General features: G+C 54.7%; 27 protein-coding genes, 1 tRNA gene and 1 riboswitch. Of the genes, 14 read left to right on the top strand and 14 right to left on the bottom strand.

Annotated features, from left to right (window positions below; all coding sequences use genetic code 11):
• Positions 1 to 152 precede the first annotated feature (152 nt).
• Together GQF03_RS13420 and GQF03_RS13415 are read left to right on the top strand one after the other, a co-directional pair.
• Positions 153 to 494, top strand: a complete 342-nt coding sequence (locus GQF03_RS13420; protein WP_161339808.1) for a DUF952 domain-containing protein — start codon at positions 153 to 155, stop codon at positions 492 to 494.
• A 3-nt stretch (positions 495 to 497) separates the two neighbouring features.
• The gene (locus tag GQF03_RS13415; protein ID WP_161339807.1) at positions 498 to 1,565 is read left to right on the top strand and encodes a quinone-dependent dihydroorotate dehydrogenase; all 1,068 of its coding nucleotides are present in this window, start codon (positions 498 to 500) and stop codon (positions 1,563 to 1,565) included.
• Position 1,566: 1 nt separating this feature from the next.
• On the opposite strand, the gene GQF03_RS13410 is transcribed toward GQF03_RS13415, so the two are convergent.
• Positions 1,567 to 2,115 carry a cupin domain-containing protein gene (locus GQF03_RS13410; protein ID WP_161339806.1) on the bottom strand — a complete coding sequence of 183 codons (549 nt, stop codon included), beginning with the start codon at positions 2,113 to 2,115 and terminating at the stop codon, positions 1,567 to 1,569.
• 161 nt (positions 2,116 to 2,276) lie between these two features.
• Between GQF03_RS13410 and aptA the strand changes: the two genes are divergently transcribed.
• Complete coding sequence (aptA, locus tag GQF03_RS13405) at positions 2,277 to 3,605, top strand: omega-aminotransferase AptA (protein ID WP_161339805.1); 1,329 nt, start codon at positions 2,277 to 2,279, stop codon at positions 3,603 to 3,605.
• A gap of 179 nt (positions 3,606 to 3,784) precedes the next feature.
• Complete coding sequence (locus GQF03_RS13400) at positions 3,785 to 4,807, top strand: Fe(3+) ABC transporter substrate-binding protein (protein ID WP_206375999.1); 1,023 nt, start codon at positions 3,785 to 3,787, stop codon at positions 4,805 to 4,807.
• A 57-nt stretch (positions 4,808 to 4,864) separates the two neighbouring features.
• Here the strand turns inward: GQF03_RS13400 and GQF03_RS13395 are convergent, their stop codons facing one another.
• The 5 genes from GQF03_RS13395 to GQF03_RS13375 all read right to left on the bottom strand — a co-directional run bounded on the left by GQF03_RS13395 (position 4,865) and on the right by GQF03_RS13375 (position 9,453).
• Positions 4,865 to 5,803 (bottom strand): alpha/beta hydrolase, encoded by a 939-nt coding sequence (locus GQF03_RS13395; protein WP_161339804.1) that lies wholly within the window; start codon positions 5,801 to 5,803, stop codon positions 4,865 to 4,867.
• Positions 5,804 to 5,829: 26 nt separating this feature from the next.
• The gene (locus GQF03_RS13390) at positions 5,830 to 6,426 is read right to left on the bottom strand and encodes a DsbA family protein (protein ID WP_161339803.1); all 597 of its coding nucleotides are present in this window, start codon (positions 6,424 to 6,426) and stop codon (positions 5,830 to 5,832) included.
• A gap of 46 nt (positions 6,427 to 6,472) precedes the next feature.
• Entirely contained in the window at positions 6,473 to 7,585 is a 1,113-nt protein-coding gene (locus GQF03_RS13385; protein ID WP_161339802.1) for a DUF2336 domain-containing protein, read from the bottom strand.
• A 99-nt stretch (positions 7,586 to 7,684) separates the two neighbouring features.
• Entirely contained in the window at positions 7,685 to 9,019 is a 1,335-nt protein-coding gene (locus tag GQF03_RS13380; RefSeq protein WP_161339801.1) for a deoxyguanosinetriphosphate triphosphohydrolase, read from the bottom strand.
• Positions 9,020 to 9,105: 86 nt separating this feature from the next.
• Positions 9,106 to 9,453: a hypothetical protein gene (locus GQF03_RS13375; protein WP_161339800.1), complete on the bottom strand. Its 348-nt coding sequence runs from the start codon at positions 9,451 to 9,453 to the stop codon at positions 9,106 to 9,108.
• Between the two features lie 119 nt (positions 9,454 to 9,572).
• Positions 9,573 to 9,718, top strand: a riboswitch (FMN riboswitch).
• 89 nt (positions 9,719 to 9,807) lie between these two features.
• Here GQF03_RS13375 and GQF03_RS13370 point away from each other — a divergent pair.
• Positions 9,808 to 10,320 (top strand): 6,7-dimethyl-8-ribityllumazine synthase, encoded by a 513-nt coding sequence (locus tag GQF03_RS13370; protein ID WP_161339799.1) that lies wholly within the window; start codon positions 9,808 to 9,810, stop codon positions 10,318 to 10,320.
• A gap of 2 nt (positions 10,321 to 10,322) precedes the next feature.
• On the opposite strand, the gene GQF03_RS13365 is transcribed toward GQF03_RS13370, so the two are convergent.
• The 6 genes from GQF03_RS13365 to dctP are packed head-to-tail and all read right to left on the bottom strand — an operon-like array spanning position 10,323 to position 17,444.
• Positions 10,323 to 11,864, bottom strand: a complete 1,542-nt coding sequence (locus tag GQF03_RS13365; RefSeq protein ID WP_161339798.1) for an AMP-binding protein — start codon at positions 11,862 to 11,864, stop codon at positions 10,323 to 10,325.
• 44 nt (positions 11,865 to 11,908) lie between these two features.
• Entirely contained in the window at positions 11,909 to 13,117 is a 1,209-nt protein-coding gene (locus GQF03_RS13360) for a CaiB/BaiF CoA transferase family protein (RefSeq protein WP_161339797.1), read from the bottom strand.
• Between the two features lie 26 nt (positions 13,118 to 13,143).
• On the bottom strand, positions 13,144 to 14,310 hold the full coding sequence (locus tag GQF03_RS13355) for an acyl-CoA dehydrogenase family protein (RefSeq protein ID WP_161339796.1): 1,167 nt from the start codon (positions 14,308 to 14,310) through the stop codon (positions 13,144 to 13,146).
• A 56-nt stretch (positions 14,311 to 14,366) separates the two neighbouring features.
• Positions 14,367 to 15,674, bottom strand: a complete 1,308-nt coding sequence (locus tag GQF03_RS13350) for a TRAP transporter large permease (protein ID WP_161339795.1) — start codon at positions 15,672 to 15,674, stop codon at positions 14,367 to 14,369.
• Positions 15,674 to 16,342, bottom strand: coding sequence for a TRAP transporter small permease (locus tag GQF03_RS13345; protein WP_161339794.1), 669 nt, complete (start codon positions 16,340 to 16,342; stop codon positions 15,674 to 15,676). The genes GQF03_RS13350 and GQF03_RS13345 overlap by 1 nt, the downstream gene beginning before the upstream one ends.
• Before the next feature lie 55 nt (positions 16,343 to 16,397).
• Positions 16,398 to 17,444 (bottom strand): TRAP transporter substrate-binding protein DctP, encoded by a 1,047-nt coding sequence (gene dctP, locus GQF03_RS13340; RefSeq protein ID WP_162858487.1) that lies wholly within the window; start codon positions 17,442 to 17,444, stop codon positions 16,398 to 16,400.
• Positions 17,445 to 17,692: 248 nt separating this feature from the next.
• On the opposite strand from dctP, the gene GQF03_RS13335 reads away from it, so the two are divergent.
• The 4 genes from GQF03_RS13335 (at position 17,693) to GQF03_RS13320 (ending at position 19,805) form a co-directional block, all read left to right on the top strand.
• Positions 17,693 to 18,448: a CbiX/SirB N-terminal domain-containing protein gene (locus GQF03_RS13335; protein ID WP_161339793.1), complete on the top strand. Its 756-nt coding sequence runs from the start codon at positions 17,693 to 17,695 to the stop codon at positions 18,446 to 18,448.
• Positions 18,449 to 18,595: 147 nt separating this feature from the next.
• On the top strand, positions 18,596 to 19,078 hold the full coding sequence (locus GQF03_RS19205) for a cold-shock protein (RefSeq protein ID WP_161339792.1): 483 nt from the start codon (positions 18,596 to 18,598) through the stop codon (positions 19,076 to 19,078).
• A 15-nt stretch (positions 19,079 to 19,093) separates the two neighbouring features.
• On the top strand, positions 19,094 to 19,312 hold the full coding sequence (locus tag GQF03_RS13325; RefSeq protein WP_161339791.1) for a DUF3126 family protein: 219 nt from the start codon (positions 19,094 to 19,096) through the stop codon (positions 19,310 to 19,312).
• A gap of 172 nt (positions 19,313 to 19,484) precedes the next feature.
• Entirely contained in the window at positions 19,485 to 19,805 is a 321-nt protein-coding gene (locus GQF03_RS13320) for a hypothetical protein (protein ID WP_161339790.1), read from the top strand.
• 8 nt (positions 19,806 to 19,813) lie between these two features.
• Here the strand turns inward: GQF03_RS13320 and GQF03_RS13315 are convergent, their stop codons facing one another.
• Positions 19,814 to 20,746, bottom strand: a complete 933-nt coding sequence (locus GQF03_RS13315) for a cation diffusion facilitator family transporter (protein WP_161339789.1) — start codon at positions 20,744 to 20,746, stop codon at positions 19,814 to 19,816.
• Positions 20,747 to 20,920: 174 nt separating this feature from the next.
• Between GQF03_RS13315 and GQF03_RS13310 the strand changes: the two genes are divergently transcribed.
• The 5 genes from GQF03_RS13310 to GQF03_RS13290 all read left to right on the top strand — a co-directional run bounded on the left by GQF03_RS13310 (position 20,921) and on the right by GQF03_RS13290 (position 24,725).
• Entirely contained in the window at positions 20,921 to 21,952 is a 1,032-nt protein-coding gene (locus GQF03_RS13310) for an ArsJ-associated glyceraldehyde-3-phosphate dehydrogenase (protein WP_161339788.1), read from the top strand.
• The gene (arsJ, locus tag GQF03_RS13305; RefSeq protein WP_161339787.1) at positions 21,949 to 23,202 is read left to right on the top strand and encodes an organoarsenical effux MFS transporter ArsJ; all 1,254 of its coding nucleotides are present in this window, start codon (positions 21,949 to 21,951) and stop codon (positions 23,200 to 23,202) included. The genes GQF03_RS13310 and arsJ overlap by 4 nt, the downstream gene beginning before the upstream one ends.
• A 229-nt stretch (positions 23,203 to 23,431) precedes the next feature.
• Positions 23,432 to 24,310 (top strand): OmpA family protein, encoded by an 879-nt coding sequence (locus tag GQF03_RS13300; protein ID WP_161339786.1) that lies wholly within the window; start codon positions 23,432 to 23,434, stop codon positions 24,308 to 24,310.
• A gap of 70 nt (positions 24,311 to 24,380) precedes the next feature.
• Positions 24,381 to 24,560, top strand: coding sequence for a DUF3012 domain-containing protein (locus tag GQF03_RS13295; RefSeq protein ID WP_161339785.1), 180 nt, complete (start codon positions 24,381 to 24,383; stop codon positions 24,558 to 24,560).
• Positions 24,561 to 24,648: 88 nt separating this feature from the next.
• Positions 24,649 to 24,725 (top strand) — tRNA-Arg (locus tag GQF03_RS13290).
• Positions 24,726 to 24,765: 40 nt separating this feature from the next.
• On the opposite strand, the gene GQF03_RS13285 is transcribed toward GQF03_RS13290, so the two are convergent.
• Positions 24,766 to 25,614, bottom strand: a complete 849-nt coding sequence (locus GQF03_RS13285; RefSeq protein ID WP_161339784.1) for a crotonase/enoyl-CoA hydratase family protein — start codon at positions 25,612 to 25,614, stop codon at positions 24,766 to 24,768.
• Between the last annotated feature and the right edge of the window lie 100 nt (positions 25,615 to 25,714).

Below are 25,714 nucleotides of genomic sequence, written 5' to 3'. Positions count from 1 at the left end.
TCAATTTGATTATGCTTATCCGATCTCTATCAGATAATTGTCGCGGCAGGCAAGTATCGCTCGGTCCTCCGCGATGAGTTGAGGTGGTTTTTCCTTCTCAAAGACCGACGGTTCCTGTAGTTATGCGGCGGACCCAACCACGAGATCCCAACATGACAACGATCTATCATATGGCTGACAAACGGGAATGGATGCATGCCCTAGAAACCGGTGCGTATCACGGTACCGCTGCGGACAAGGCAGATGGATTTATTCATTTTTCGACCCGTGAAACTGTTGTGGGTTCCGCCGCCAAACATCGCGCCGGGGTCAAAAACCTGCTGTTGATTTCTGTCGATGCGGGGCCCCTTGGAGCCGCGCTGAAATGGGAGCCGGCGCGCGGCGGCATATTATTTCCGCATCTTTACGGCCCGCTTGATCCGGCGCTTGTAAGGGACGCTGTCGAATTGCCGCTTGGCCCCGAAAATCTCCATATTTTCCCCAGGCTCGAATAGGCCGTGAACAGTTTCTATCCCATAATACGCCCGTTGCTTTTCATGCTGGATGCGGAAAAGGCGCATAACCTGTCAATTCGCGCGTTGAAGAACGGGCTTTTACCGCGTGTTGACAACGACATTGACCCCATCCTCTCGACCGAATTGTTTGGTCTGCGCTTTCCGAATCCGGTTGGTCTTGCCGCCGGCTATGACAAGAATGCCGAAGTGCTCTCGGGGCTGGCCGGTCTCGGTTTTGGATTTCTCGAGACGGGAAGCGTTACCCCAAGGCCGCAGCCAGGCAATCCCCGGCCGCGGATTTTCCGTCTGCGCACCGATAACGCGGTCATCAACCGGCTGGGTTTCAATAACAAGGGCCTTGATGTCGCGGCCTGCAATCTCGCAGCCCGCCCGAAACATATCATCGTCGGGGCGAATCTCGGCGCGAATAAGGACAGCTCCGACCGTATCGCGGACTATGTTGAGGGCATGGAGCGTCTGGCGCCGGTTGCAGATTATGTGACGGTGAACATTTCCTCACCGAACACGCCCGGGCTGCGCGCGCTGCAGGGGAAGGCGGAGCTGCAAGATCTGCTTGGTCGAATTGGCGAAAAGCGCCGGGATATCATGGCGGAGGGTGTGGCCTATTTTCCAATCCTTCTGAAAATAGCGCCTGATCTAACGGATGCCGACAAGTCCGATATCGCGGCGACGGTTCTTGAAATGGATATCGACGGCCTGATTATCAGCAATACGACGATTACCCGACCCGCGAGCCTTCGTGACCCGCAAAAATCTGAGGTCGGCGGGTTGAGTGGTCAACCTTTGAAGCCGATCTCCCTAAATGTGTTGAAGGAAATGTATCGGGCAACGCAGGGCCGGAAACCCATCGTCGGTGTTGGCGGCATACAGAGCGCGGAGGATGCCTATGCCCGCATTCGCGCCGGGGCGTCGCTTCTGCAGCTTTATACGGCGATGGTCTACAAAGGGCCTTACGTCGCGGTGGAGATTGCGAAAGGGCTCGCCAAATTGCTTCGCAAAGATGGCTTTTTGAACCTTCAGGATGCCGTAGGCGTCGATACGCCGCTCTAGCCTAGAAACTCGGCGGGGTGCAGGCGCTGACGACGATGACATCTTCTTCGCCGATGGCACGAAAGCGGTGCGGACGGTGGCTTTCAAAGTAATAGGCATCGCCGGCTTTGAGAATTTTCTTGTCGGCCCCGACCGTAACCTCGAGCCGGCCCTTGACGATGACGCCCGCTTCCTCGCCCTGGTGGGACAGCATGCTGCGTCCCGTATCCGCGCCGGGCGCATAGACTTCATGAAGAACCTGCAGCGCCTTTCCCGATAAATCCCGGCCGACCTGCCGGTAGGAGATTTTCCCGTCCGAGATGTCGGTCAGTTCGCTGCTGTCATAAAAGATTTTTCGGCGGGACGTAAAATCATTGGCAAAGAAATCCGCGAGGCCGATCGGAAAACCGTCCAGCACTTTCTTTAACGATCCGACGGCGGGGCTCGTGCGGTTCTGCTCGATCATCGAGATTGTTCCATTGGTGACGCCGGCCCGCTTGGCGAGCTCCCTTTGTGAAAGGCCGTGTTGCTCACGAAGACTCCTCAGTCGTGCGCCGAGATCGAATTCCATTGAAAGCCCCCAAAATATGATTCGATTGATTGTTTAATATATTAAACATGAGAATCGTCACGCTATCAAAAAAATGGCCGAAAACAAGGGGTTTATTTTGATCTTGTGCAAAACATTGATCCCGGTAGGGTAGGGAAAAGCTGAATTCTTGGAGTTTAATAATGTCAGATAATGCCGCCTCCTCACCGAACAACCTTGATGCCTTCTGGATGCCCTTTACGGCCAACAGGCAATTCAAGTCGAACCCGCGCATGCTCGTTGGCGCAAAGGGTATGTTTTACAACAATGCCGAAGGTCAACCCATCCTGGACGGAACCGCCGGGCTCTGGTGCTGTAATGCCGGTCATGCGGAACCGCGGATCGTCGAAGCGGTCAGCAAGCAGATTGCCGAGCTGGATTACGCGCCGGCCTTCCAGATGGGGCATCCGAAAATTTTCGAACTCGCCGCGCGCGTCACGGGAATGTTTCCAAGCGGCCTCGATCATATGTTCTTCACCAATTCCGGATCAGAATCCGTCGATACGGCATTGAAAATTGCTCTCGCCTATCACCGTGCCCGCGGAGAAGGCGCCCGCACGCGTCTTATCGGGCGGGAACGCGGATATCATGGCGTCGGATTTGGCGGTATTTCTGTTGGCGGTATTGTCGCCAATCGACGCACATTCGGGACGATGCTCACAGGGGTCGACCATCTTCCGCACACCCATCTTCCTGAAAAGAATGCCTTCAGCCGGGGCCAGCCCGAGCATGGCGCCGAACTGGCGGATGAACTTGAGCGGCTGGTCACGCTGCATGACGCATCGACCATCGCCGCCGTGATTGTCGAGCCGGTCGCCGGCTCCACCGGCGTGATCCTGCCGCCGAAGGGCTATCTGGAACGGCTGCGCGCGATTTGCGACAAGCACGGCATTCTCCTGATCTTTGACGAGGTAATTACAGGTTTTGGGCGTCTCGGTTCGGCCTTTGCCACCGATTTCTTTGGCGTGAAACCGGACCTTGTGACGCTCGCAAAGGGCCTGACCAGTGGAACAATCCCAATGGGCGGTGTGGTATGCTCCAAGGATATCTATGATGCCTTCATGACCGGGCCCGACAACATGATCGAGCTGTTCCATGGCTATACCTATTCCGGACATCCGGTTGCCGCCGCGGCCGGATTGGCAACTATGGATTGCTACAAGGAAGAAGGGTTGTTCGAGCGGGCGAATGAAATTGCACCCTACTGGGAAGAGGCGGTCCATTCGTTGAAGGGCGCGCCGCATGTGATTGATTTGCGGAACCTTGGACTGATCGGCGCAATTGAGCTCGAATCCATTCCCGGTAAGCCGACGGCGCGGGCGTTCGAAGCGTTCCTGAAATGCTATGAGAAGGGGGTCCTGATCCGGACCACCGGCGATATTATCGCGCTCTCCCCTCCCTTGATTGTTGAAAAGAAGCATATCGACCAGATTTTCGATACCATCCGCACGGTTCTGGATGAGGTTGCGTAACAGCAGCCGGACCGTCTGGTTGTCATTTCAGGGCAGGTAAAGCGGGGGTGGAAACACCCCCGCTTTTTCTTTTCAGTTGACCTGACAATGAAACTGATAATGACTTGCAATAAAATTTATTTCGGTTTATGACTCCGCAAGAATTGAGAATCATTTGCATTATTAACTAAGGATCTGATATGCGCTTCAAACTTTCCATGCCCCTGGTCCTCGCGGCATTGGCATTGAATTCGACGGCAGCCCCTGCGCTCGCCGAAGAAGTGAATCTGTACTCTTCGCGGCAGGAAAGCCTCATTCGTCCTATTCTGGACGAGTTCGAGAAGGATACGGGCATCAAGGTAAATGTGGTCTTTTCCAAATCCGGGATGCTTGAACGGCTGAAATCAGAAGGGGATAACAGCCCTGCCGACGCTATTCTGACCGTTGATATCAGCCGCATAGCCGCCCATGAAAAAGCCGGGGTCCTGCAGCCGATCCAGTCGGAAAAGCTGAATGCGAACATACCGCCGCATTTCCGGGATCCCGATGGTCAATGGTATGGTCTGTCCGCCCGCAGCCGTGTGCTGTTCTATTCGAAGGACCGGGTAAAGCCGTCCGACCTGTCGACATATGAGGATCTGGCCGATCCAAAATGGAAGGGCCGTATCTGCGTCCGCTCCTCCAGCAATGCGTATAACCAGTCTCTTTTGGCGTCCATTGTCGTGCATGATGGCGCCGAGGCTGCGGAGAAATGGGCGCAGGGAATAAAGGATAATCTCGCCCGCAAACCGCAGGGCGGCGACCGTGATCAGATCAAGGCTGTTGCGGCAGGCGAATGCGATATAGCGATCGCCAATACCTACTACTATGGCGCCATGCAGAATTCCGACGACGCGGCCCAGGTGGAAGCAACGGAGAAAGTTGCTCTTTTCTGGCCGAACCAGGACGGTCGCGGGGCGCATTTCAATATTTCCGGCGCCGCCGTCACTAAGTCTGCAAAGAACAAGGACGCGGCGATCAAGCTGATCGAGTATCTTTCCGATACCAAAGCGCAGGAATTCTACGCCTCCACCAACTACGAGTTTCCGGTAAAACCCGGCGTGGAGCTGGATGCAACGGTTAAGAGCTGGGGCACATTCAAGGCGGACGAAGTCGGGCTCGACAAGGTTGCCGATGCGCAGGCTGACGCCGTCAAGATTTTCGATCGCGTCGGCTGGCGGTAAGTATTTTAGGAAGAGTAAGAAAAAGGGGCCGGATGGCCCCTTTTTTGTGTCTCCGCTCTATTTTGAGAAAGCGTCGCGCAGGGCCGCAACGCCCTCATTTACACATTCCGCGGCCTTGTCAATTGCGCCGCCAAGATTGAGGAAGCCATGGATCATTCCTTCGTAATGGGTATGAACGGCATTGCCTCCTTCTCGGTTCATGCGTTCGGCATATTCAATCGCCTCATCCTGCAGGGGATCGAAACCGGCGGTCTGGATCAGGGCGGGCGGCAGGCCTTTCAGGCTATCGGCCAGCAGAGGCGATGCGCGCCAGTCCTTGCGGTCTTCGTCGTTTCTCAGATAGTGACCCTGGAAATATTCCATGAGAGGCTTGGTCAGGAAATAGCCTTCCGCGAATTTCTGATGGGAGGGCGTTGACATCTCCATGCGGGTTGCCGGATAGATCAGCCACTGGAATGTCGGCATATAGCTCTTCTCTTCCCGCGCGATTAGGCACACAACGGCAGAGAGGTTGCCACCGGCGCTATCGCCGCCAACGGCGATTTTCGCGGGATCTCCGCCATGCCCGCCAATATGCGCCGCCGTCCAGTTCAGCGCGGCAACGGAATCCTGAACCGCCGCAGGGAAGCGATGCTCGGGCCCCATGCGATAATCCACCGAAACCACGACAAACGGCCCTGAATTTGCGATCAGACGGCACAGGCTGTCGTGGGTATCGCGGCTGCCGATGACCCATCCGCCGCCGTGGTAATACACCAGAACCGGCAGGCTTCCCGACATTCCGACCGGATGATAAATCCGGATCGGAATATCGCCAAGCGGCCCCGGAATATCCAGGTCCATCGTCTTGCCGATGTCGACATCCTTGAACGTCAAAGTCAGCGCCCTCGTCTCATAGGCCGCCTTCGCTTCGGTCGGCGTCAGTTGATCGAGTGAGGGCAGCCCTTTCTCCTCCGCGACGTCGAGTACCCATTTCGCTTGTGGATCTAGCGTCATTCCCTGTCTCCTTTTTATTTTCTCTTTTATTTCCTGAGGGCTTTTTCAACGAAGTGAAGTCGATCCTGACCCCAGAAGAGTTCATTGTCGATGATATAGGTGGGCGCCCCGAACACTCCCCTTTCAATCGCTTTCTTCGTATTATTTTCGTAAAGTGCCGTGATTTCCGGACTCTCACTTTCCTTGAAGAGCCGTTCCCCGTCGAAACCCGCTTGATTGGTGATATTTATCACCGTCGCTTCATCGGCGATGTTCCCCTCTTCCAGCCAGACGAGTTTCAGAAATCGGCCCGCCAATTCTGTCGCGTCTCCGCCATCCCGGGTGACCGCCGTTACGATCCGCGCCGCCGTTTGTTCCGATGCCGGAAAGAACTTGGGATGGGTGTTGATCGGGATGCCGAGTTCCTCTCGCCAGCGGGCCAATTCCATCAGGCGATAGCTCTGACGCTGAGGGCTGCGCTTGGCAAGTGGAAGGCCGCCGGTTTCGCCGAACACCGTTCCGAAATTGACGGGAATAACATTAATTTTCGCATCATTCTCCCGCGCCATCCGAACGAAGCGGTCATGGCCGAGGCAGGCCCAGGGAGAAATCAGGGTGAGATAGTAATCGATGGATTTTGTCACTGGCAGTTCCGGTTCTTGTTGTTGTTGACTGCCAGGAGTGTAAGGGTCAATGCTGCCGATTGGGAAGCAGTTTTTCCATCAGATCTTCCAGCGACAGGCCATCCTCCCATCCGTAGATCGTCGCAATCCTATCTATGAGACGTTGGCGAAAGTTATCGCGATCGGCGCGCGGATGATAATGTTCGGCCTTGCGATGTTCCTCCATCGCGGTGCGGAACGCGCTGTAGAGATAAGGCGGCAATTCCGCCCTGTCATACAGGCGCTGGAAACCAAGATAACCCCGACCCGACGTCAGGGAGACGACACGTTTTTTCGAAATACCGGACGCATGGCCGAGCGCTGCCGCGAAGAAAGAATGATTGCCCATGATCAGAAGGCGCAGCATCAATGTTGCCGTCAGCCGACCTTCACGGGCGAGAGCGAGGCTTTTCTTCTTCTGCTCATGGTCCGTCATTCGTTGATCAAGGGTCTTCGCAAGGGCCTTTTCCCGCGCATTCAGGATCTTGCGCACCGAGGTCGATTCCGAGACCGGATTTCTATCGAGGAGAATCTGTTTATATTCCTCAGAAATAAAATCGAAAAGCCGGTAGACAATTTCAGAGGGCAGGAAAGGCCGGTGAACGAGAAGCTCCTGTATGGGGTCAATGTCGCCAAACCGGCCGAGAATATGGTTGTAGGCCACTTTTCCAATGATGGCGGTCTCGTTCTGAAGGCAGGCCTTGATAGCGGAATAACATCCGACCTCGGCAATCCAGGCGGTCGACTTGACGCCGAGATGAGGGCGCCCGGCAATGGCGGTTTGCTTGATATTCGTGGCATTTTGCAGAATAGCCCACAAATCTTCATCCGAGAGCACCGGCGAATGAGTGACGATGGGAAGCGATATTTCATCCACGTCGCGCGCAAGTTTCATGGCAATTTCATGTGAGAGGAACTCGCAGTCCTTCACGGCATCGACGATCGCCTGACGGACGGCGACGTCGATGTCTTCGACGAAATAATCGATGATGGCCTGGGTCAGCGCAAGATCTTCATCGGCCATGTTTTGCGCGGCAAATCCTTCAGCCGCGGCACGGGCTGTACTGACCCGCGTCGGCGTCGGCATCTTGGCGAACAATTCGGCGATACGATCGCCGTAAAGTGTGGAATCAACCAGCATGGACGTCATTAGCCTGAAGCTTAAAAGAAAAATTGTACCGGATTCTGGTTAACAGGGCGTTACCGCCGCCAAAATACGGCGGTCACTGATGGCCGCCTGTTAAACTATCCCGCGAATTTCTCTGAATTGCCGGACGGCGAAGCTGTCCGTCATACCGGATACAAAATCGGTGATACCAAGCAGCCAGTCATACCGCGGCACGGGTTGGTCCTTTCCGTCCGGAAAGAGCGTCATAAGGACTGTCGAACGGGGAGGCATGGGTATATTCGACTGGATGAATTTTTCCCAGTCAAGGTTGGCGTCGTAAAAAGCCTCGAGCAGAGTGGTCAGGATTTCCGCGCCGCTCAACTCCGCCTGAATTCTTTCCGGATGGCGATATATTTCTCGCTGGCAAAGCGCATAGATCTCGTCAAATATCTTCGCCCGCCGTGAATGGTGTAGCAAATCACCTTTGAAATTACCTGCCAGAATTTCCCCTTCGCAATCCTTGAAAATATCGGAAGTCTCGCCGATCAGACGACCGATGCATTTGGCGCGGAGATAGGATATGCGTTCGGACGGATCTTCCACCTCGGCATAGCGTTTCGGAGGGCTTCCGAGGATACGGATCATCAAATCCTCGGTTTCCTTGTAATCGAGACGACCGAGCTTATAGCCGTCTTCTATATCGACAATGCTGTAACAGATATCGTCCGCCGCCTCGACGAGGTAGGTGAGAGGATGACGGCTCCAGTAATCCTCGCTTCCCCGCTGCAGGAGCTCCAGCTCGCCGGCGATTTCACGAAACGTATCGCGTTCGGACTGCATGACACCGAATTTCTTGCCGCCGCTGTCGCCGGGCAAGGTATCCCCGACAATTGACGTCCTCGGGTATTTCATAAATGCGCCGAGTGTCGCGTAGGTCAGCCTCAAGCCGCCGGAGTTGCGCCAGTTCTGCAACTTGGTGAGAATGCGAAAGCCTTGCGCATTCCCCTCGAACATTTCAAGGTCGCGTTTCTGCGCCTCGGTCAATCCCTCGGAGCGTTCGGCGGCGCCGTCGCCATTTTTAAACCAATGCCTGATGATTTCCTCGCCGAAATGGCCGAAAGGCGGATTCCCGATATCATGGGCGAGGCAGGCGGCCGAAACGATATGGCCGAAATCAGCAGGGCTGTAGTCGCTTCCCTTGAGATGCCGGTCGATAATGACCTGTCCGGCATTGGCGCCGAGGGAGCGTCCGACGGAGGCGACCTCCATCGAATGGGTGAGGCGCGTCCTGACATAATCGCTCTCGGCGAGGGTATGGACCTGGGTCTTGTCCTGCAGACGCCGGAAGGCGGAGGAAAAGACAATGCGGTCCTGATCCTTATGGAACGGGCTGCGCGAGGCAATGACAGGATCGTCGTGATCCTGCCCATACCGCCGGGTCGAAAGAAGCTTGTTCCAGTCCATCATGATGTAAAGCTACTTCATAACTGTTTACTATAGAATGAATATTTGTCGCCGGTCGGTAAAAATCAATTGCGATTTCCCGGTCCGTCTTAACACCACCCCGGATAGGCGAGGATCAGATCGCCGAGCATTTCGCGGTTGTTGCGGTCCATGGACTGGATAATCCTGGGAATACTGCCAAGGCCTTCACCGAACAGCTCATCCGCTATTTGTCCCTGCCAGAGAGCGACGAGGATCATTAGCATCCGCCGTTGGGCGTGCGATAGTTTCAGCCCGCCGATATCCGCCAGATCCTGTCTGATTGCATCGACATTGGGCATCAGATCGTAATGGCTGGCGGCGGTCTCGAGTGATCCCGTATTGGAAATAAAATATCGCTCGAGCTGATTATAACGGATGACGTCTTTCAGGATCGTGGTGAAGGCATGGTCGTCCAAAATGTCCTCCAGGGTCGGGCGGAAAAGTCGTGCGGGCCAAGGTAAATATATTCGCCACTGCTTGCAAACGGAGAAAACATCCCTAGACTATAAGGTGATATTCCCTCCTTACCTTGAGGGAGTGTTCTCAGGGCAGGGTGAAAGTCCCTACCGGCGGTAAAGAACAGAATTCTGTTCAAGCCCGCGAGCGCCCGCAGACGCGGGGTCAGCAGATTCGGTGCAAATCCGAAGCCGACGGTGATAGTCCGGATGGAAGAGAACAGGAAAAAGAATGGGCGGATTGGCGTGTGCCGATCTGCGTCTTTGTCCTATCTGCCTTGGGTTTTTGTCAACTTGAAGAAACAAGGCCCAAAAATGAAAAACAAAAACACCAATTCTGACAAACAAACCCCGGACATTCGTAAAAGCTTTGACCGCATCGCCATCATACAGGCGAACTGGCACTTGGATATTGTCGGCGAAGCCGGGAAATCCTTTATAAATGAGCTGGTAAACTGCGGTTATGATCGGGATCTGTTTGACATTCACGATGTTCCCGGCAGCCTCGAAATTCCGCTGATGGCGCAGAAACTGTCACAAACCGGCCGTTATGATCTGATCATGGCGGCGGGCCTGATCGTCGATGGCGGCATCTACCGCCATGACTTCGTCGCGCGGACGGTTCTTGATGCTATGATGCGTGTCCAGCTTGATACCGGCGTGCCGATTCTCTCCGTCGTCTTGACGCCCCATAACTTCCAGGAGACGGATGCTCATCGGGAATTTTTCCGCAAGCATTTCGTGATCAAGGGGCAGGAAGCGGCGAGAGCCTGCCGTCAGACCCTCGAAAATATGCGCGGCCTCAAGGAAGTTAGGCTCGCATCGTGATGTCAGACGATACGGGACCTTTTGTCGCCCCAGTATCTGTCTTTCAGTAGCCGCTTGTAGAGTTTCCCCGTCGGATGGCGGGGAAGCTCCGCATCGAAGTCGACCGACCGCGGACATTTGACATGGCTGATATTGGCGCGGCAGAATTCGATCAGCTCCGTTTCCAGATCCTCTCCGGCAAATTTCATGTCCACGGGCTGAATCACCGCTTTCACCTCTTCGCCGAATTCCTCGTTTGGAACGCCGATCACGGCGGCGTCATAGACCTTCGGATGGGTGAGCAGCAAGTCCTCTATTTCCTGCGGATAGATATTCACGCCGCCGGAAATAATCATATAGGTCTGCCGGTCGGTAAGGTAAAGGAAGCCTTCCTCGTCCAGATACCCGACATCTCCAAGCGTGCTCCAGCCCTTGTCGTTGAAACTCTGGGCCGTGCGTTCCGGATCGTTGTGATATGAAAAATCGCGTCCGTCCGAGAAATAGATCGCACCTGCTTTGCCTGCGGGCAGCTCCGTCCCGTCTTCATCGACAATGTGAACGACGCCGATAATGGCGCGCCCGACGGTGCCGGGATGGGCGAGCCATTCCTGCGGCGCGACGGCGCAATAGCCGTTACCTTCCGTCCCGGCGTAATATTCATAGAGGATGGGACCCCACCATTCCATCATCTGATGCTTCACCTTCTCCGGGCAGGGGGCTGCGGCGTGAATGGCCACCTGAAGGGAGCTGACATCATATTTTTTTCGCACGTCTTCGGGAAGTTTGAGCATCCGGACGAACATGGTCGGTACCAGCTGGGAATGGGTGATCTTGTATTTCTCAACCAGCCGTAAATATTCCTCCGCGTCGAAATGCTCCATGATGACGCAGGTCGCGCCAAACCGCTGTGAGCGCATGTTATAGCGAAGCGGCGCGGCATGATAGAGCGGGGCGGGGGAGAGATAGAGCGTCTTGTCCGTGACTTTGTAGCTGTTTTTCAGGATGTTGTAGAGATTGTCCTCGGTTCCGATAGGGTTGCCGATTTCCTTTGGCTTGATCCCCTTTGGCCGGCCCGTCGTCCCGGACGAATACAGCATGTCGGAGCCTTCGCATTCGTCGGCAAGGGGCGTCGTCGGAAAGTTTTCAACGGCCTCTTCATAAGACGTATAGCCGGGGATCGTCCCGTCGATCATCAGCTTTTCCCCAACGTTGGGCAAGCGGTCCAGAAGCTGTGCCGCAAGGTCCGACTTGTAATGGGATGTGATGAAAATACGCGCGCCGCAGTCATTGATAATATAGGCAGCCTCTTCCACTGTCAGCCGCGTGCTGATGGCGGTGTAATAAAGCCCGGCCCGTTGGGCCGCCCAGCATATTTCGTAAAATTTCGGGTTGTTTTCAAGAATGAAGGCGACATGATCGCCAACCTTCAACCCTTTTGAGCGGAAATATTGGGCGCCTTGATTTGACCGCTCGTCAAGTTCCTTGTAGGTCGTCGTCGCACCACTGCCGGCCATTATGATGGCCGGTTTGTCCGGCATTGTTTTTGCGAATTCACGTATATGCATAGCCTGTTTCTTTATTCTTGTTTTTTGTCGTGCCCGGCCGCGTATCAGGGTTTAGAACAGAGAATACCCGAGGAAACCATACTGTCAATTTCTGTGTCGGAGAGGCCGATTTCCTTCATGATTTCGCGGTTATGCTCGCCGAGTCTGGGCGCGTGACGCCGGACGCGACCGGGAGACGCCGAAAATTCCGTATGTATCGCCGGATAGGTCAGGCGCCCCTCTGTCGGATGCTCCATTGTTTGCCAGAAGCCGGTCGCTTTCAAATGTTCGTCTTCCAGAAGATCTTCCGGACCATTGATGGGAACCGCTGGAATGCTGGCGGCATCGAGGTCGGCTAGCCATTCGGCGGATGTCCGCGTCTTGATAATGTCACTCAGCACTTCATAAACCGCATCGATATTGTCGAGGCGTGCCTCGATATTGCTAAAGCGTGGATCCTCCATCAGTTCCGGGCGGCCGGCCATCTCGAAAAATGCGCGCCATTGCTTGTCGACATAGGGGAGCACGCCGATCATGCCATCCTTGGTTTCGTAGGGATGCCGGTTCGGTGAAATCGCGCGCGGATAGCCGATTGGCCCCAGAGGCGGGTCGAAGTTGCCGCCATAAAGATGCTCAAGCATATGAAACTGCACCATGGTTTCGAACATCGGGACGTTGACCTCCTGCCCTTCGCCCGTTCGTTCCCGGTGAAAGAGGGCCATCGTCAGGGCATAGACCGCCGTGAGCGCCGTCGCCTTGTCGGCAATCACCGTCGGCATATAGCCCGGCCTTCCCATCAACTTCGATTGCGTGGCGGCAAGACCGCTTACCCCCTGAATCATGTCGTCATAGGCGGGTTTGTTCGCATAGGGTCCTTTTTGACTAAAGCCGAAGGCGCCGCAATAAACGATATTCGGATTGACCGCCCGAATATCATCATAGGTAAGCCGCAGTCGCTTGATGGCCGAGGGGCGCATGTTATGGAGCAGCACATCCGCCGTTTCCACCAGCTTGAGGAATGCCGACCGGCCGTCACTTGACTTAAGATCGATCCCAAGCGCCCGTTTGTTCCGGTTGGCATTGAGATAGACGGCAGCCATTCCCGGTGAGCGGCGGGGGCCGAGATCCCGTGTCGTGTCTCCTTCCGGGCCTTCCACCTTGATGACGTCTGCTCCCATATCCCCTAATATCTGGGCGGCGTAGGGGCCCAGAAGCACCGATGTGAGATCGATAACACGCACGCCGGTCAGAGGGCCGTCATTGGCTTTGGTCATTGGTTGCGATCCTTCAAGGAAGTTTTTTAGTAGGACTTCGGCATGCCAAGCGCCTTTTCGGCAACGTAGCAAAGGACGAGTTGCGGGCTGACCGGAGCGATCCGGCAGATCATCACTTCGCGCATCAGCCTCTCAACCGTGAACTCCTTCGCATAGCCCATTCCGCCGTGGGTCATGACGGCCTGAGTGCAGGCCTTGAAACCTGCTTCCGCACCGAGATATTTCGCGGCATTGGCGTAGGTTCCGGCTTCGAGGCCCGCATCGTAATTTGACGCGGCCTTCATCGCCATCAGATAGGCGGCTTCCAGTTCCATCCAGTTCTCGGCGAGCGGATGCTGGATCGCCTGGTTCATGCCGATGGGGCGGCCAAATACCTCCCGTTCCCGCGCGTATTTGGCGGCGCGGGCGAGGGCGTTCTTGCCGATGCCGATGGCTTCGATCCCGACAAGTACCCGCTCCGGGTTCAGGCTGTGCAGGAGATAGTGAAATCCCTTGCCTTCCTCCCCGACCAGGTCTTCCGCAGGCACCGGCAGGTTATCGATAAAAACCTCGTTGGAATCGACGGCCTTCCGGCCCATCTTGTCGATCACACGGACGTCCATATGATCCCGGTTCATGTCCGTGAAGAAAAGCGAAAGGCCGTCTGTCGCCTTCTTGCATTTATCTTTGGGGGTCGTTCGCGCGAGAAGCATGATCTTGTCGGCTTCCTGCCCGGTCGTTGTCCAGATCTTGCGACCGTTTACAAGATAGCCGTTTTCCGTCCGTTCCGCCCGGGTTTCAAGGGCCGTCGTATTCAGGCCGGCATTGGGCTCCGTCACCCCAAAGCAGGATTTGATTTCCCCTTTGATGAGGGGCGGGAGCCAGCGGTTCTTCTGCTCCTCATTGCCAAAAACGACGATGGGATGCGGACCGAAGATATTGATGTGGATTGCCGATGCTGCTGACATGCCGCCCGGAGACCGTGCGACTTCATGCATCATCAGGGCTGCTTCGGTAACGCCAAGGCCGGCGCCGCCGAATTCTTCCGGCATGGTGATACCGAGCCAGCCCGCCTGCGCCATGGCGGCGTGAAAGTCGAAGGGAAAATCTCCCGTTCGATCTTTCTCACGCCAGTAGTTGTCATCGAAACGGGCGCACAATGCTGCGACATTCTCAGAAATCGCCTGCTGCTCTTCTGTCAGCGTGAAATCCATTTACCTACTCCTTGTTGTTTTTGATATTGGCAGGAGGCCGGACTATGTCGTCGAAATCAGTTTAGCATCGTTTGCGGCAGCCAAGTAATGAGCCACGGAAAGGCGATGAACAGGGCGATCGTCAGGACATCGGCAACGAAAAACGGACCGATTCCGCGGAACACATCGGCGAGCGGTATATCCGGTCTGACGCCGTTGACCACGTAGCAGTTCAATCCGATCGGCGGCGTGATGAGGCATATCTCCACCATCTTCACGACGATGATGCCGAACCAGATCGGATCGTAGCCGAGTGCGATAACGGCGGGATAGACGACCGGCAAGGTCAGCAACAGCATTCCGATGGCATCCATAAACATGCCGAGAATAGCATAGCCGCAAAGGATCAGGATGATAATGGCCGTCGGCGGCAGCGGAAGATGAAGAATCCAGTCCGCAAAAGCTTCGGGCAGCCCTGAAAATCCGAGGAAGCGGACGAAAACCAGAACGCCCCAGATGATCGAGAAAATCATCACCGACAGCTTGGCGGTTTCAAACAGCGCGTCTTTCAGTTCCTTGGTGCGCATGCCATGGAAAAAGGCTAAGATCAGGACGACGAATGCGCCGAGGGCGCCGGCCTCCGTCGGTGTCGCCCAACCGCCGTAGATCGCACTGAAAATGATGCCGATGACAGCGACGATGGGAAGCGTGCCCGGGAGTGATCTCATTCGATCGCCGAAGGTAAAACCGCGAACGGGAGGGCCAAGCTTCGGATTGACGGTGGCGCGCCCCATAATTATCAGCGCGTAAATCAGCGCGGAAACGATGCCGGGAATGAAGCCGGCGAGCAACAACGCGCCGACTGATTGCTCGACAATAATTGCGTAGATAACCAGAATGGCGCTCGGCGGAATGAGGGACGCCAACGTACCGCCCGCGGCAACCACGCCTGCTGCCAATCTCTTATCATACTTGTTTTCCAGCATTTCCGGAATGGCCACACGGCTGAAGACGGCGGCGGTCGCGGTACTCGCGCCGGACACAGCGGCAAAACCGGCGGCAGCAAACACCGTGGCAACGGCAAGGCCGCCCGGAACCCAGCCGATCCATTTTTTTGCAGCGTCAAATGCGGAGGTCGTAATGCCGGCATGGAAGGCAAGAAACCCGATGAGAATGAACATCGGCAGAACGCTCAGAGAATAGAGCGTCGCCTTGGAATGGGGGATGGTGCCGACGATGCCGGTGCCGGCACTCCAGCCGATGATGGACACAATACCGAGCATGCCGACGACCGTCGCGGCAATATAGACCCGTACGCCCAGAAAAACCATGACGATCAGGGCAGCCATGCCGATCACGCCGGAGACGAGAGGATCGAGCTCCATCACTTTTTACCCTTTTTAATATAGGTTTCATCAAACTTGGCGGCCTTGGCAGCCTCTTCGCCGAGCGCATCTTCAATTTCGTGGCGGGCAATGGCGGTTACATCCTCGATGACCGGTACAGCGATGATCTGTGAGCTTGGATGAACGAAAAGCCGCACAAATCCGATCAGTTGTAACGCGAACCGGACCCAGAGGATGCAGAAGGCGACGGGAATGACCAATTTTGCCGGCCAGATCGGAATTCCGATGTCAATCGTCGAATCCCCTAATTCATACGCCCTCAAAAAATGCAGCCAGCTCGTATCAATCAAGATCGTGATGACAACAAGTCCAACCAGGGTCGCCAGCGATTCAAAGAAATACAAGAGCCGCCCGTTTAGCTTGGCCATGAATAGGTCCATGCGCACATGTCCGCCAAGGCGTTGACAATATGCGATTCCGAAGAAAGCAAAAATAACCATGCTTTGTTCGATGTAATCGATATATCCCGGAATGGGCTGATTAAGGAGTTTCCTGCTGAATACCTGTGTGACACCAATGATCATCACAAAAAATATTGCGAGAGCGGAAAAGCCATTCAGTACATCTTCGAGTTTGGAAAACCCGCGGTCAAAGGCGGCAAAAGCCGACTTGAACGCCGATCCCTTAGGCGGATTTGCTGATGTCATGATTTTTTCTTATGTTGAAAGAGGGTCTGGCGTACCAGACCCTCTATCGAAAAAGTTAATTGGTGGCGGCTTCTTTGGAAGTCGTCATGATCAACTCAAGAAGATGATCTCCAGGATAACCGTCGGCATTCATTTTGGCGACCCATTCATCCCAGACCGGCTTTGCCCCGACTTCGCGGAATCTTGCGATTTCTTCTTCGGAGTAAGTGATCGGCTGAATTCCCTTTTCCTTCATAAGCGGGAAGTTTTTCGCGTCGGCCGCTTCATAGGCAGCGTAAAGAGCTTCATAAGCCGAAGGTTTGGCTTCCTCAAGGAGCTTCTGATACTGCGGCGGCAGGCTTTCATAGGCCGGAATATTGACAACAACCGGGCAATTGTTGGCACCTGGAGACATGTTCGCCGTATACCATTTGCCAACGTCTGTCAGACGATATGCGACATGAGCATAGGTGAAAGGAAAGGACGCTGCTTCCACAGTGCCGCGCTCCAGCGATGTGTAAACTTCCGGTGCCGGCACGGTTGTCGGGACAGCGCCGAGTTTCTTCATGGCTTCACCAATTCCGCCCAGAGCACGGACACGCTTGCCCTGCCAGTCCTCAAGCTTCAGCGGAGGCTCACCAACACCTGTGAATTCATATTGCGGCAGTAGGGAGCTCATAAGCAATTTAGCATCCCAGCGGGCCAGATCATCGGCAACGGCCGGATCGGCATAATATGCCTCATGCACCTTGCTTTGCACTCTCAGGTTCGGAAAGGGCAGAAACGGAAGATCCAATCCGGAGAGGGTCGGATTCTTCGCGGGATGGTATGCAGAGCAGAACATCGCCATCTGAAAGGCGCCAAGCTTGATGCCGTCCAGGTTTTCCTTCGCCTTGGACAGGGCTTCACCATAATGGACCTTGATATTGAATTTTCCACCGGTGCGTTCGGCGACATAGTCTCTGATCGCTTCAACACTTGCCGTAAATGCTCTTTGTTTGCCCCAAGTCGAGACATTCCAGTTGACTTCCGGCCCATCCACCATTTCGGCGGCGGACACGCTGAACGTCATCATCGATGCGGCGGAAATTGCAGCAATCGACATGATTGTACGTTTGATCATTTTCTAGTTCCCTCCCATTAGGAATTATTTACCGAGTTCATGGCTTTCGTTTTTTTAATTGCCATTAATGAAAATCATTATCACATATTTGTTCACCCGCGGGCTACAAAAAACTAAATACCGATCTTACGTCGTGCCGTAAAGGGACTCGACGATGATATTTTTTCCAAAGTTGCCTGAATATTTGTAAACATATCGAATTTGTCACGGACCTTGTTGGCCGGAACAATTGCTATCAGAGGGTTTCAATGTCGCCGTCTCGCCCATCCGTCATTATCATCGCCCATGGCTCCAGCAGATCTGATGGCGCGCAGGAAGCGGCTATGGAGCATGCGCTTACGCTTCGGCAAAGCAATCGCTACGGCACCGTCGACTTTTTCTTTCTGGCCCGTGACCAGGCCATTCCCGACCTGCCGCCCGGAGAAATTTTTCTGCTGCCCTTCTTTATGAGCAATGGATATTTCGTAACCCGGCGAATTCCAGAACTTTTCAACCTAACAGATGGGCAACGTATCGGGGGAGAGCGCCGGCTCTTTCAGTGCGAGGCCCTCGGCACCGACCCGGAACTCGCGGGTATCCTTTCCACCATGGTGCGGGATATTTGCCGCGACAACAGGTACCGAACGGCGGATGTCCATGTCGTGCTGGTGGCGCATGGTTCGGAAAAGTCCCGCGCGTCGGCCGACGCCGCCTATCTGCAGCAGCGCGCGGTCGAGGCGAGAGGAGAATTTGGCGATGTTTCAGTCGCATTCTTGAGCCAATCACCATTTCTGGATGAGTGGCTCGCGGCGTTATCGGAAAATGGCCCACCTCTGGTACTGGTCGGATTATTCGCGGCCGAGGGGCCGCACGCGGCCGAAGATGTGCCGGGCGCCATTGAGGATTGGCGGAAAAAGTCGAGATCCGTTCGCGCTGTCCATTATGCGGGGGCCGTGGGCGCGCGCCCTGAAATTGTCCGGCTGATTCAACATAGTATTTCCCGTCGTGCCGCTGCGGAGGGATGAATTCGGCATATTGCCTGGAAAACGGACCGCAAATAACGCTAAAGACAGCGGCTCTTTGATCTGTTAAAAACCATCGGAAAGATTTTGAGCTTTATCCGCTGACCGGGTTTGGCGCATGTTTGATTGAAAAAATGAGGTCCTTAAAGGATGAACGATCGTAAACCGTCCAAGGCAGTCCGTAAGAATATCTCGGCAACTGTGAAGTTTTTTGACGAGGCCAAGGGTTTTGGCTTTGTGTCTCCGGCCGATGGATCGCCGGATGCATTTGTGCATATTTCTGTCCTACAGAACACCTCCTATCACGAATTGCGTGAAGGGATGCAGATCCTCTGCGATCTTGCCGACGGCGACCGCGGCCAGCAGGTTGTTGCCATTCATGAGCCTGAAGAGGATGAGGAGGTTGCCCCTGCCAGCGATATAGAGATTACAGGTGTCGTGACGACTTACGTGCCGGAGCATAAATACGGATTTGTAACGCCTGATGGCGGTGGGGAGGATGTTTTCATTCATACCAACATGCTTGAACGCTCCGATATTAATCCGGAGGAACTCAAACTTAAGACGAAGGTTAAATGCGTTGTGCGGATGGGTTTGAAAGGTCCGATCGCGGATTCGCTGGAAATTCTCTAGAAACGCGGGGCGAATATGACAAGAACGGAAACATTACGTGTGCAACGGTATCTGCGTGAGAAATTTGGCAACGATGGCTTTAACGTCAAGGAGCGCCGACCGTCAGACGGAACAGCTGAAGTAATGCTGGGCGACGAGTTTATCGGCGTCGTCTACAGAGACGAGGATGAAGGCGAGGTTTCCTTTGCCTTTCATATGACTATTCTCGATATGGACCTGCCCCCGACGTCATAGTCTGCTTTCTCAGGCTGACAGTTTGTCCACGCTCACCGATAACTGCCGGATTTCCCTTTTGTTAACTATGAGCTTTTAAACTGGTTCCATGAGTTCAATCGACCGCATAGGAAAGCTGGCGCTTGCATTCTTTTTCTCGATCATTTCGTCTGTATCCGCAGGAAATGCAGACATGATTGAGCTCGAGATTGCCGGGGATCCCGGACTTTCCTTCTCCGGGGATTGCAGTATTACGATCGGAAAGCTGCCCGAAAAACGCTATCGCATTCAGGGGGAAGCGCCGGCTAAATACTGGCTGCCCGGCGACGCGATCCGGTGCAGCCTTGCAAAGACCGGAATTTCCGGGCGACTGATCGCAAGAATTTCGCGGCACGGAGTTGTGGAAATACAGCAGGCGACGATTCCGCCACTGCGATGGGTCGGCATTGCGAGTTCGGGGCCTTGGGGGGAGGCGAAAGGAACGGCAAGCGCCGCGCGCCCGCTCTGGCAATAGTCAGACGCCTAATTTCCCGTCGCGCAATTGCCATGCTCGATCTGCACCGTCGCATGATCGATTTCAAATTCCGAGAGCAGGAAAACATTAATGGCACGGAGGGTTGTTTCCAGATCGGCGGACGGTTCGGTCTGCACATGCATGGTAATGATCGGCTTTTCGGCGGTCAGCGACCAGGCATGCATATGGTGGACGTCGAGTATCTGCGGCAGGTAGGCGATCAGCTTTTCCCGGATCAGCTCCATGTCGAGATGATCCGGCGTTCCCTCCAGGAGGATATGGCCAGACCGGCGTACAAGGCCATAGGCGCTTTTAAGAATTATCACCGCGACCAGAATGGATAGGATCGGATCGGCGGCCATCCAGCCGGTGAAGAGGATGATCACAGCCGCAGCTATGGCGGCGATGGATCCCAGCAGATCCCCCATGACATGCAAGAGCGCCCCCTGCATATTGACGTTCTCGCGGTCTCCCCTGTGAAGTAGGTAAAAGCCAGCGATATTGATTACGAGTCCGCCGCAGGCCACCACCAGCATCGGCCCGCCCAGCACATTACCCGGATATATCAGGCGGTCAATCGCCTCTATCACGATCCAGCCGGCGATAAAAAACAATGTCAGCCCGTTCGTGAAGGCCGCAAGTATCTGAAAGCGGTGATAACCGTAGGATCGCTTGCTGTCCGCGGGCTTGGAGGCGAGTCGAAAGGCGAACCAGGCGAGACCGAGGGCCGCAGTGTCGGACAGCATATGCCCGGAATCGGCGATCAGGGCGAGAGACCCTGCGAGCAGTCCGCCAAGGGCCTGCAGGATCATGTAACCGCCGGTCAGGCACATCACCCAGAAAATTCGCCGTTCGCTATCCGCCGTCACCTTCGGTGTGTGGTCGTGAGTATGATCATGTGCCGAATTGTCACCGTCGGCGTGAGAATGAGAATGCGCCATAAATTTCGTTGTTTTTCAAAGAAGCGTTATTTAAGGAGTAGACAAGTTTCACTCCGGTATTGTCCATAGAAAACTTGACATAAAGTTGTAACATGCCGCGATTATTGTCCAAATTAAAGCCCGGTCGCACAAGGATGCGACGCGGATGTATTAGGCTGTGAGAATGGTGATTAAATGACGGTTCGGATCGGTATAAATGGCTTCGGCCGCATGGGCCGCCTGTTTCTACGCGCGGCGCTTGAACAGGCGATGGTGAAGGACGGGGCACCGGCTTTCGAGGTGGTCCATATCAATGAAGTTAAGGGCGGGCTTGCCACGGCGGCCCATCTCTTGGAATTCGACAGCGTTCATGGGCGTTTCGGTATCCCCGTTGATTGCGACGGCGACCGGCTGAGGGCAGGCGCCTTTACCATGACATATTCAGAGTTTGCCGATCCCGCGGAAATCCCCTGGAATGAGCGGGGCGTCGATGTCGTCATTGAATGCACCGGCAAATTCAAATCGCGCAAGGTCCTTGCGGACTATCTCTCCGGTTCTGTTCAGAAAGTGATTGTCGCGGCGCCCGTGAAGGATGCTGATCTGAATATCGTGATGGGCGTTAATGACCATTTGTATGACGCCGCGTCGCATCATATTCTGACGAACGCCTCCTGCACGACAAATTGTCTTGCGCCGTTGATCAAGGTAATGCAGGAGAATATCGGTATCCGGCACGGCATGATCACGACGATACATGACGTGACCAACACGCAGGTGATCGTCGATGCGCCGCATAAGGATCTCCGCCGCGCACGTTCCGCGTTGAATTCCCTGATTCCGACATCCACGGGCTCGGCCAAGGCGATCTCGATGATCTATCCGGAGCTTTCCGGAAAACTGAACGGCATAGCTGTTCGCGTGCCTCTGTTGAATGCGTCGATTACGGATTGCGTGCTGGAGGTTGAAAGGCCGACGACGGTCGAGGAAGTGAACGGCTATTTCGAAGTTGCAAGCCGCACCACTCTCGAAAATATTCTCGGCTTTGAGACGCGTCCGCTGGTCTCAGCGGATTTTCTGAATGACAGGCGTTCGGCCATACTGGACGCTCCTTCGACGATGGTGGTGAACGAGACGCAGGTCAAGCTGCTGGCCTGGTATGACAATGAAATGGGATATGTCTGGCGGCTACGGGAGTTGGCCGAGAAAGTCGCGGGAAGCTTGCGATGAGGGCACTGCGTGACTATGCGGTTGTAACAAGCGCCTATTGGGGCTTGACGCTGACCGACGGTGCCCTTCGGATGCTCGTCCTCCTGCATTTTCATACGCTTGGGTATACCCCGATCGAGCTTGCGGCGCTTTTCGTTCTCTATGAATTCTTCGGGGTCGTCACCAATCTTATGGGCGGCTGGATTGCCGTAAGGCTTGGCCTGCGCTTCACGCTCTACGCCGGACTATGGCTGCAGATCGCCGCGCTGTTCATGCTGTCGCAACTGGATGCCGGCTGGTCGAAGGAATTCTCCGTACTATACGTGTTTCTCTCGCAAGGCCTTTCGGGGATCGCCAAGGATCTCACGAAAATGAGCGCGAAATCCTCGATCAGAATACTCGTTCCCGATAACAGTAATTCCCTCCTGTTCAGATGGGTAGCGGCGCTGACGGGCTCCAAGAATGCCCTGAAAGGATTAGGTTTTTTCCTGGGCGGCGTTTTGCTCTCAAGTGTCGGATTTGAAGATGCGCTGGTACTCATGGGGGCGGGGCTGATCGTGATCTTGGTCCTCTCCTATTTGTTGCTGCGTCGGCTCGAAGGTGAGGTGAAATCAAAACCACCCTTTTCGCGGATCTTCTCGAAAACCCGGGATATCAATTTTATAGCGCTGGCCCGTTTTTTCCTGTTCGGCGGACGGGATATCTGGTTTGTCGTCGGTGTGCCACTTTTCCTTCAGGAAGTGCTCGGCTGGGGGTTTACAGAGATTGGAACCTTTATGGCGGCCTGGGTTATCGCCTACGGGTTTGTTCAGGCGATCACGCCGCGCTTTATCCGGAAATCGGCCGATGGGTTGACGTCGGAGATTCGGGCCGCTTCACGCTGGGCGGCCGCCCTTGCCGTTGTCCCTTTGCTGATTGCCGGGATTATCTATTTTGGCAGCCTCTATGCAAGTCCCGCCGACAGATTTCTCATATTTGCCGCGGCGATCATCGGCGGGCTTGCCGTTTTCGGAATATGTTTCGCCATCAATTCATCGCTCCATTCCTATCTTATCCTGGCGATCTCCGAGGTGGAGAACACCACGCTTAATGTCGGGTTTTACTATATGGCGAATGCCGGCGGGCGCCTGATGGGCACACTTTTTTCCGGTCTGCTGTACCAGGCAGGCGGCGTCGAAGCCTGTCTTGCCGGATCTGCGGTGATGATTGCCGCCTCTGCGGTTTTTGTCCGGGATATCGGACGCAAAGAGACAATTGCGAAGGTTTCATAATTTTAAGTGTTGAAACCATAATAATGGACAATAGTTGCCGCATTTCAGTCAATTTTTATACCTAACTTCCTTCAAATATTTATATTTTAGGAGTTGAAAACTTTAGTAAACCCCCTATTTCAGGGTAACGAATGGCAATTCCTATTGTTTGCAGTTCTGCGACGTACTAGTATTAACCATAGTTGGGGCAAATTGAGTTGCGCCATTAACAAGGGTTGAGGGGAAGATAATGAAACACACGATTAAATTCGCAATGATTGGCGCCGCCTCGCTCGTGCTCGCTGCATGTGGCGGAAAACTGGAGCAGGCCGAGCGGCTGAGCCCCAGCGGCACCGAGTTCCAGCAGGCGCTTTATGCCGGCTATATCGAGCTTGCTAAATCCGAATATCAGGAAGGTGACTATATCGATTCTGATCGCTTTGCTGAAAAGGCAATGGCCGCGACGCGCGGGGAACAGGTTGATCCCTATCATCCTGAAGAGTGGAAGCTTCCGAAGGACCGTGAACCGGTTCTTGCTGGCGCTCGTGAGCGTTTGATGGCGGCTCTCGGTGCAGGTGCTGCTGAAAAGCTGCCGTTGCAGGCGGCCAAAGCGCAAACCAGCTTTGATTGCTGGGTGCAGGAGCAGGAAGAAAACTTCCAGCCGAAAGACATTGCCGCGTGCCGTGACGCTTTTGTTCTTGCGATAGAAGAAATCGAAAAAGCCATGGCGCCTGTGGTTGTTGTTGAGGAAAAAGTTGTCGTCATCGAGAAAAAGAAGCCCATGATGATGGCGCCGAAATCCTTTGAAGTGAATTTCGACTTCGATTCGGCCACGCCGCTGCCTGGCTCTGATGCAGAAATCAAGGCTGCTGCGGAATATATGAAGGAATTCAAGGATCCGCAGATTACGATCGCCGGTTACACCGATACGGTCGGTAGCGTTGAATATAACGACAAGCTCGGTGAACGCCGTGCCGAAGCTGTTGCCTTCATGGGCATGGATATGGGCATGGAGCCGAAGCGTATTATCATGCGCTCCTACGGTAAGAAGGACCTGAAAGTCCAGACCGCAGATGGTGTCAAGAACGCGGCTAACCGTCGTGTGGTAATCACCGTCGAAGGCAAGTAATCTTGACGAACTGACGGGGCGGGGTGCATAGTTGCACCCCGCCTTTTTTTATGCCTATTCGGGGGAACTCATGGCCAAAAAAATCTTAAGCATTGCTCTATTGTCCCTGTTCGCGCTCGGGCTTGCCGCCTGCGATCCGGAAGTCGGAAGCAAGGAATGGTGTGAAGCCATGAAGGAAAAGCCGAAAGGTGACTGGTCCGCCAATGAAGCGGCCGACTTTGCCAAGAATTGCGTGTTGACGTCAGATTGATATCGCTAAATCCCCGTCGCCGCCGGACGGTGACGGGGGCTTATTTTTCTCTGGCGCGAAAAAAAGCTCTCTGCTAAACCCGGGAAACGGTCCCGTAGCTCATCAGGATAGAGCGCAAGATTCCTAATCTTGAGGTAACAGGTTCGAGTCCTGTCGGGATCGCCATCCAGCCCGAAGGGAAACGGGTATAATCCGGCCGCGACGTCTAGCCAATATGTTTTTTGACGGGCGGCAGATCGACGAATTTCCCGGGCCGTTTCTCGGCATTGGCTTTCATCGCCTCGAAAATTTCCTCCCGCTGCAACATGCTGGCGTTCCAGATCGCGATGTAATCCAGACCGTCCTGGACCGTATGATCGCGAGAATAATTCATCAGCCGCTTGCATCCCATAATCGCGAGCGGCGCTTTGCTGGCGATTTCTGCCGCAATCTCCATCACGCCTTTCATCATGGCCGTGTGATCTTTGAAAACACGGTTGACGAGGCCGACTTCCTTCGCTTCGCCCGCCGTCATGCGCCGCCCCGTGTAGGCGAGTTCCCGCGCCACGCCATCCGCAATGAGTTTCGAAATGCGCGGAAATGTGCCCACGTCAGCGGTCATACCGATATTCGTCTCGAAAATCGTTATGAAGGCATCCTCCGTCGCATATCGCATATCGCATGCCGTGATTAGGTCGACGCCGCCGCCGATACAGCCGCCTTGGATGGCAACGAGGACCGGCACGCGGCAGTCTTCAAGCGCCGTGAAGGACTGCTGCATATTCTTGACGGTCCCGTAAAAGTCGGCGCCTGAGCGAATGCGCGCGGCTCTTTTCTCCGACGGATCGGTGATCTCGGCCTGCTGAAAGGAACTGACGTCAAGACCGGACGTAAAGTGCGGACCGGTCGAGGAGATGACAATCACCCTCGCTTTCGCATTATCGTCGATATCCCGGATAATTGCGGGCAATTCCGTCCAGAATGCCGGCACCATGCTGTTCCGTTTGTCCGGCCGGTTCAAGATGATATGGGCGATGTCATTGGCGATCTGAACGTCGAAGCAGCTATGGGTCACGATGAAAGTCCCTTTCCAATAAGAGGATTATTATTGTTTCCGGTCATCTTACGGCGATATCGGCCGGGTTTCAAATGCCTTGCGTTATGCCGCTATGCGA

Origin of the sequence: Sneathiella chungangensis (genome assembly GCF_009882935.1) — a bacterium.
In the GTDB taxonomy this organism is placed as follows: domain Bacteria; phylum Pseudomonadota; class Alphaproteobacteria; order Sneathiellales; family Sneathiellaceae; genus Sneathiella; species Sneathiella chungangensis.
The sequence above is the reverse complement of the archived record's forward strand: the minus strand, read 5'-3'. Positions and strand labels throughout refer to the sequence as shown.